6 protein-coding genes and 1 riboswitch are annotated in these 6,582 nt (G+C 75.7%); of the genes, 4 read left to right on the forward strand and 2 right to left on the reverse strand.

Features of this window, described 5'->3' with window-relative positions; genetic code table 11:
* Positions 1–1,222 (reverse strand): family 43 glycosylhydrolase (locus ACYVI6_RS17690; protein WP_460447627.1); only part of this gene is annotated, 1,222 nt, incomplete at its 3' end.
* A gap of 199 nt (positions 1,223–1,421) precedes the next feature.
* Between ACYVI6_RS17690 and ACYVI6_RS17695 the strand changes: the two genes are divergently transcribed.
* A complete protein-coding gene (locus tag ACYVI6_RS17695) occupies positions 1,422–2,351 on the forward strand; it encodes a glycoside hydrolase family 43 protein (protein ID WP_460447628.1) in 930 nt (309 codons plus the stop codon).
* A gap of 77 nt (positions 2,352–2,428) precedes the next feature.
* A riboswitch (SAM riboswitch) is annotated at positions 2,429–2,540 on the forward strand.
* 37 nt (positions 2,541–2,577) lie between these two features.
* Positions 2,578–3,981: an aminotransferase class V-fold PLP-dependent enzyme gene (locus ACYVI6_RS17700; RefSeq protein ID WP_460447629.1), complete on the forward strand. Its 1,404-nt coding sequence runs from the start codon at positions 2,578–2,580 to the stop codon at positions 3,979–3,981.
* 12 nt (positions 3,982–3,993) lie between these two features.
* Here ACYVI6_RS17700 and ACYVI6_RS17705 read toward each other — a convergent pair whose 3' ends face one another.
* Complete coding sequence (locus tag ACYVI6_RS17705) at positions 3,994–4,950, reverse strand: ribose-phosphate diphosphokinase (RefSeq protein WP_460447630.1); 957 nt, start codon at positions 4,948–4,950, stop codon at positions 3,994–3,996.
* 107 nt (positions 4,951–5,057) lie between these two features.
* On the opposite strand from ACYVI6_RS17705, the gene ACYVI6_RS17710 reads away from it, so the two are divergent.
* Positions 5,058–6,194, forward strand: coding sequence for an acyltransferase family protein (locus ACYVI6_RS17710; protein ID WP_284291052.1), 1,137 nt, complete (start codon positions 5,058–5,060; stop codon positions 6,192–6,194).
* 106 nt (positions 6,195–6,300) lie between these two features.
* Positions 6,301–6,582: hypothetical protein (locus ACYVI6_RS17715; protein ID WP_460447631.1), on the forward strand; the 282-nt coding region annotated here is incomplete at its 3' end.

Consider the following 6,582-nt stretch of genomic DNA (forward strand, 5'->3'; position numbering starts at 1 on the left):
GGTGCGCGCCGGCCTGCTCGTCGCTGCCGCGGGTCCACCCGCCGCCGAGCCGCCAGCCGGTGCCCCCGGTGCCGTCGGTCAGCACCCGGGTCGCGCCGCCGGTGCGGGGCGCGGTGACCGGCCGCTCGCTGGGGCCGCGGCCGGCCCGCACCTGCGGCCAGCCGTCGACCCAGTCGAGCCGGTCGAGCAGCATGGGCCGCTCGTTGATGCCGTCGGTGCCGTCGAGGTACGGGTCGCCGCGGTCGATCGCGTGGTACGCGATCCAGTCCTGCCCGCCCAGGTCGGTCACGACGGCGTTGTGCCCGGCGCCGATCCAGCGGTTGCCGTTCTGCACCAGCGTGGGCGTGCCGCCGGCCCGCGAGGTGTCGAGCGGCACGCCGTCGCGGTCGACGTACGGCCCCTGCACCGAGCGCGAGCGCCCGACCTGCACCGAGTACCCGGTGGTCGGGCCGGCGCAGCAGTTGGCGGTCGAGGCGAACAGGTACCAGTACCCGCCGCGGTGCACGGCGTAGGCGCCCTCGAACTTGTTGTCGATCGCGATGCGCGTCGCCGTGCCGACGGTGCTGCGGCCGTCGGCGCTCAGCCGCACCACGAAGATCCCGCCGTAGTACGAGCCGTACATCAGCCACTGGGTGCCGTCGGCGTCGGTCACCACGTTCGGGTCGAACGTCCACAGGAAGTCGCCCGAGCCGCCGGCGCCGTGCCGCGGGGCGACCACCGGTGCACCGCTGTCGGTCCACGGGCCCGCGGGGGTCGGGGCGGTCGCGACGCCGATCGCGTTGTCACCCGACTCGGGGGTGACGGTGGTGTCGGTGACCACGTAGTACATGCGGTACTCGCCGTCGACGTAGCGCAGGTCGGGCGCCCAGAGGCCGGCGTCCGCGGTGGCCCAGGCCGGACGGGTGGCCGCGGTGAAGGCGTCGCCGACGTGCGTCCAGCTCACGAGGTCGCGCGAGCGGGCGATCGGGATCTGGTGCGGCGTGCCCTCGCCCTCGCGCAGCGGGTCGGAGGTGCCGACGGCGTACCACCAGCCGTCCTTGCCGCGCAGCAGGGAGGGGTCGGCGAAGGTGTCGGCGAAGCCCTGCGAGACGGGGTTGCGGTAGGTGGCCGGCTGCGTCCGGTCGGCGGGCGTCGCGGCCTGCGCGGCGGGCACGGCCAGGCCCGTCGCGAGCAGGGCCGCCAGCGCCGTCCGGCGTGCTGCGGGTCGTGCGCTGCGCCTCATGGCGGCTCCTTCGTCGCCCGGTGCCGCGGACGTCGTCGTCCGCGTGCGCTGCGCCCGTACCCACCCGATCGCCGTCCATGCACCCGACTTCGGTCACGGACAGGTCACGAAGCGGGCACGCCCGGGCACCACCCGGTCGGCGCTCCTGTCGGGGCCCGCTCGGTGGGCGCCCGCGGCCGCCGGTGGCAGCATCAAGACCATGCCGACCAGCTACGCGAACCCGGTGCACGACGGCTACCTCGCCGACCCGTTCGTGCTCCGCACCGACGACGGGTACGTCGCCTTCGGCACCGGGCGCACGGTCGACGGGCGGGCCTTCGAGGTGCTGCGCTCGGACGACCTCGTGCACTGGCGCAGCGTCGGCGGGGCGCTGGAGCAGGTGCCCGGGCTGGGTACCGACTACTGGGCGCCCGAGGTCGCGCACGCCGAGGGCCGCTGGTGGATGTACTACTCGGCCGGCACCGGCGACGTCGGGCACCAGGTGCGGGTCGCGGTGGCCGACGACCCGGTCGGCCCGTACCGCGACACCGGGCACGTGCTCACCGAGGGGGAGCGCTTCGCCATCGACCCGCACCCCTTCCGCGACGCCGACGGCGACTGGTGGCTGTTCTTCGCCCGCGACGTGCTCGACACCGAGCGGGTCGGCACCATGCTCGCCGTCGCCAGGCTCGACGGCATGACCCGGCTCGCCGGCCCGACGACCGCGGTGCTCGAGCCGACCGGCGACTGGCAGCTGTACCAGCGGCAGCGCTCGATGTACGGGAAGGTCTACGACTGGCACACGCTGGAGGGGCCGTTCGTCGTGCACCGCGGCGGCCGCTACCACCTCTTCTACTCCGGCGGGTCGTGGCAGGAGCCGACGTACGGCGTCGCGCACGCTGTGGCCGACCGCCCCGACGGGCCCTGGGTCGAGACCGCGCGGGAGCCGCTGCTGCGCAGCGTGCCAGGCGTCGTCGGGCCCGGCCACAACAGCGTGGTCACCACGCCCGACGGGCTCGACGTGATGGTCTACCACGCGTGGGACGTCGAGCAGACGGCCCGCCGGATGTGCCTCGACCCGATCCGGTGGACGCCGGACGGCCCGGTCGTGGACGGCCCGTCGACGGGGCCGACGACGCTCGAGCGCTAGCCCGGCGTCTCGCAGGTCGAGAAGATGCGGCTCGAAGGGTGGACCGGCGGCGCGGGCTGCCGATACCTTCTGACGTAGGTCACGAGTGCCAGCGTTCAGCCCCGGCTTGCTGGCCGGCAACCCTCCTCCGCGGCGGGGTGCCCCGGGTGAGGACCTGGCGTCGGCGAGGTGCCGGCGCAAGCGCGGACCTGCGGCACGTGGGTCCCTGACCCGTCGTGGAGACGTCATGTCGACCATCGCCCGCCCGACCACACCCCGCACCGTCGCCCGTCCTGCTACCCGTCCCGGCGCCCCGGCGTCCGACTGGCCGGGGGCAGGGCCACTGCTGCCGGTGGTCGGCGCCGACCTGGCCGCGCCGCTCGTCGACGGTCGGACCGTGCGGCACGTGAACCTCGACCAGGCCGCGAGCGCCCAGTGCCTCGAGTCGGTGGCCGCGCGCGTCACCGCCGCGCTGCCGTACTACGCGAGCGTGCACCGCGGTGCCGGCTGGGCCTCGCAGGTGTCGACGTCGGCGCTCGAGCAGAGCCGCCGCACGATCGGCGGCTTCGTGGGCGCCCGGCCCGGCGACGTCGTCGTGCTGACCCGCAACACCACCGATGCGCTGAACCTGCTCGCGGGCTGTCTGCCGACGTGGGGCGACGTGGTGTTCCTCGACCTCGAGCACCACGCGAACCTGCTGCCCTGGCAGGCCCGACCGCACCGCGCCGTCGCCACGCAGCCGACGCTGGAGGGCACGCTCGCCGAGCTCGAGCGGGTGCTGGCCGAGCGCCCGGCCGCGCTGCTCGCCGTCACCGGCGCGTCGAACGTCACCGGCGAGGAGCTGCCCGTCGACCGCCTGGTGCGGCTCGCGCACCGGCACGGCGCCCGCGTGGTGGTCGACGCCGCCCAGCTCGCCCCGCACCGCCGGATCAGCCTCACCGAGAGCGGCGCCGACTACGTGGCGTTCAGCGGCCACAAGCTCTACGCGCCGTACGGCGCGGGCGCGCTGGTCGGCCGGCGCGACTGGCTCGACCGCGGCACACCGCACCTGGCCGGCGGCGGCGCCGTCGTGCAGGTCGACGTCGAGCAGACGCAGTGGGCGTGCGCCCCGGCGCGGCACGAGGGCGGCACCCCGAACGTGCTCGGCGCGGTGGCGCTGGCCGCCGCTTGCGAGGCGCTGGGCGCGCTGCCCGAGGCGGCGCTCGAGGTGCACGAGGCGGCGCTGCGCGAGCGGCTGGTGCACGGGCTGACCGCGCTCGACGGCGTCGAGGTGCACCGGGTCTTCGCCGACGACGCCCCCTCGATCGGCGTCGTCACCTTCACGGTCGACGGGGTCGACGCGGGGCTGGTCGCCGCGTACCTGTCGGCCGAGCACGGCATCGGCGTCCGCGACGGCCGGTTCTGCGCGCACCCGCTGCTCGCCCACCTCGGGCTCGACGCCGGGGCGGTGCGGGCCAGCGTCGGCGTCGGCTCGCGCACCGAGGACGTCGACCGGCTGGTGGCCGCCGTCGCCGAGCTGGTCGCGCACGGCCCCTCGTGGACCTACGCCCGCACCGAGGGTCGCTGGGCGCCGAGCCCCGACCCGCGCCCGCTGCCGGCCTGGGCGGGCGACAGCGCCGGCCCCGCGGGCGCGAGTCCCTGCGAGAGCTAGGGTCTGCCCGCCCTAGCCGTGGGTGGGGACGTCGGAGAACAGGCTCGACACCGACTCGCCGAGGTGGATGCGGCTGATCGCCTCGGCGAAGACCGGCGCGACCGAGCGGACCTCGAGGTGCGGCAGCCCGTAGTGCCCGGCCTGCGGCACGGTGTTGGTGGTGACCACCTCGGTGACGTCGTCGCGGGCCGAGAGCCGCTCGATGGCCGGGCCGGTGAACAGGCCGTGGGTGCACGCCAGCGAGACGGTGCGCACGTGCCGGGAGCGCAGCGCCTCGAGCAGCTCGACGACCGAGCCGCCGGTGGCGATCTCGTCGTCGAGCACGATGACGTCCTTGCCGTCGACGTCGCCGACGATCATGTCGATGACCACGCGGTCGTCGGCCAGCCGCTGCTTCGAGCCGGCGGCGACCGGCACGTCGAGCAGCCGGGCGAACGCGGTGGCCGCCTTGGCGTTGCCGAGGTCGGGGGAGACCACGACGGTGTTCGACAGGTCGCGACCGCGGTAGTGCATCGCCAGGTCGCCGATCGCCGACAGGTGGTCGACCGGCACCGAGAAGAACCCGTGCACCTGCGGGGCGTGCAGCGCCATCGTCACCACGCGGTCGGCGCCCGCCGTGGCGATGAGGTCGGCCACCAGCCGGCCGCCGATCGAGATGCGCGGCGCGTCCTTCTTGTCGCTGCGCGCGTAGGCGTAGTGCGGGATGACGGCGGTGATGCTCGCCGCCGAGGCGCCCCGGGCGGCGTCGAGCATGAGCAGCAGCTCCATCAGGTGCTCCTGCACCGGCGGCACGAGCGGCTGCACGATGAACACGTCGCGCTGGCGGCAGTTGGCCCGCAGCTGCACCTGCATGCAGTCGTTGCTGAAGCGCTGCAGCGTCGTGGGGGCCAGCTCGACGCCGATCTCGGCGCAGATCTCGGCGGCCAGCTCGGTGTGCGCGCTGCCGCTGAAGACGACGATCTCGCTCATGGGGGCGGGGCTCCGTGGGGTGGTGGGCTGCGCGCGCCCGGGCGAGCCGCCCGGCCCGGGGAGTCTACGGCGGGCGGGTGCGGGGGCGGCCTGCCACCCTGGAGGTGATGCGCCACACCACCGCCGAGCCGGCCGGCCGACCGCCGTCCATCGCGGCGCTGACCGGGTTGCGTGCCGTGGCGGCGGTCTGGGTGGTGCTGTTCCACTACCGGGCGGACGTCGAGCGGCTGGTGCCGCCGGCGCGTCACCTCGACCCGCTGCTGGCGTCGGGCTACCTCGGCGTGGACGTGTTCTTCGTGCTGTCCGGCTTCGTGCTGGCCTACAACTACGGCCACCGGCTCGACCGCTGGCGCCCGCGCGAGGCCCGCGACTTCGTGCAGAACCGGGTGGCCAGAGTGTGGCCGGTGCAGGTGGTGACGCTGCACGCCGACCTGCTCTACGCCGCGGCGGTCGGGGCGCTCGGCGTCTCGGCGGACGGGCACCGGCGCACCCCGGCGGCGTACGTCGAGAACCTCACCATGACGCACCTGTGGTTCAGCGACCGGCCGAGCTTCAACGCCCCGGCCTGGTCGATCAGCGCCGAGTGGCTGGTCTACCTGCTCTGCCCGCTGCTGCTGCTCGGGTTCGCCCGCGTGCGCCGGGCCGGCACGGCGCTGGCCGGCGCGGCCGGGCTGTACGCGGTGATGCTGCTGGTCTTCGCGCTGTTCGCGCTGCCCAACGGCAACGTGCCGCACGCCGGGCTGCTGCGGGTGGTGGTCGAGTTCGTGGCCGGCGTGCTGCTCGTGCGGGTGCACCAGCAGGCGCCGCGCGGCATCGGCCGGGCGGCGCTGCCGGTGGCGGTCGCACTGGTGCTCGTCGTGCTGCTCGTGCCGCGCTCGCACGGCGGCGGGTACTGGCTGGCACCGGCCTTCGCGCTGCTGGTGCTGCTGCTGGCCGCCGGCACCGGGCCGCTCGCGGCGGTGCTCTCGACCCGCTGGTCGGTGCTGTGGGGCGAGGCGTCGTACTGCCTCTACATGACCCACGTGCTGGTGCAGCCGCTGCTGCGCTCGGTCGTGCACCCGCTGGCCGACGGCCGGGGCAGCGCCGCGGGCGCGCTGGTGCTGGTGCTCGACGCGCTGGTGCTGGGGGCGGTCGCGCTGCTGCTGCGCCGCGCCGTCGAGGTGCCGGCGCGGGGGCTGCTGCGGGCCCGCACGCGTCACGCTGCGTCAGCGCCGCGGCAGCCGGTCGGTGCACCGAACGGGTGAGGCAGCCGGGTGACGTCGACCCGACGTCACGTCGGCCACGTGCTCGGTCTCGGACAGTGGTGGCAGACGCGGGCGCAGGCCCGCACCGGACGGCGGGGGGCAGGACGTGCTCGAGCGCACCGACCTCGCCCCCGTGCAGCGCCCCGGGGGCGACCTCGACCCGGCCGAGCACGACCCGGCCCGTCTCGACCTGGTCGGGCTCGGCGCCACGGCCGCGACGTCCGTCGCCGAGGCGCTGCAGCACGTGGTCGGCACCGCCGTCCGGGCGCTCGACGCCCAGCTCGCGGCGCTCTGGCTGCCCGGTGGCCGGTTCGCGGTGGTGCAGCGCGGGTGGTCGGCGCCGGGTGACGCCCGGCAGCTCGCCGCGGTGGCGAGCGCGCTGCCGGCC

This window comes from Angustibacter aerolatus (assembly GCF_054776675.1).

What these genes read in the sequence shown, in the direction of transcription:
- ACYVI6_RS17695 (WP_460447628.1), top strand. Translation starts at nt 1,422, where the DNA reads ATGCCGACCAGCTACGCGAACCCGGTGCACGACGGCTACCTCGCCGAC.
- ACYVI6_RS17705 (WP_460447630.1), bottom strand. Translation starts at nt 4,950, where the DNA reads ATGAGCGAGATCGTCGTCTTCAGCGGCAGCGCGCACACCGAGCTGGCC.
- ACYVI6_RS17710 (WP_284291052.1), top strand. Translation starts at nt 5,058, where the DNA reads ATGCGCCACACCACCGCCGAGCCGGCCGGCCGACCGCCGTCCATCGCG.
- ACYVI6_RS17700 (WP_460447629.1), top strand. Translation starts at nt 2,578, where the DNA reads ATGTCGACCATCGCCCGCCCGACCACACCCCGCACCGTCGCCCGTCCT.